Annotated in this window: 1 protein-coding gene; it reads right to left on the reverse strand. The window is 40.8% G+C overall.

Going from position 1 to position 611, the window contains the following annotated elements; translation table 11 throughout:
- Window positions 1-611 (reverse strand): hypothetical protein (locus EII42_RS12150; protein WP_199729888.1); only part of this gene is annotated, 611 nt, incomplete at both ends.

Consider the following 611-nt stretch of genomic DNA (forward strand, 5'->3'; position numbering starts at 1 on the left):
TTAACCACTGGCTCTTCTTCAACAGCTTCACAAGATTGAACAGTAGAAACTTCTTCCGCTACATCTTGTGTTAAGCGCTGTAAGGATTCCTGAACTTTCTTCTCAACTGCTTCATTTGCCGGCTGGCTCACAAAGTTGCTTAAAGGTTTAACATCATCAGATTTACTATCCATTAAGATTTCGCTAGCTGGAATAACAACTTCGATCTCTTCTTGTTGCGATTGTTGCTGTAACAATTCATCGACAGATAAGAAGTTGTTATTTTTTGGAGTAATTGCATTAGGATCAATCCAAACTTTACCACTCGCTAACTCCGGAGATGCAACCGCAGCAAATAAAGGCATTGCTGATTTTGTTTCTGTATTACGGCGACGTCTTTGGTTACTCACTCTTAAATGACGTGGTAAACGGCGTTGACGGTAATTATCTTGGCGTTCAGGAGATTTTTCATTCTCTGTATCAACAACAGAAACTTCACTTGCCACAAATTCTGGTGTTTTTTCAACAACAGGCTGCTCTTCGATTGATGCGGAAATTGGTGTATCAACTGAATTTTCCTCAACTCGAACCTTCTTGCGTAAATCACGACGTTGGCGACGAGGTTGGGTTAC

This window comes from Tessaracoccus sp. OH4464_COT-324 (genome assembly GCF_003932855.1).
Lineage (GTDB): Bacteria > Actinomycetota > Actinomycetes > Propionibacteriales > Propionibacteriaceae > Arachnia.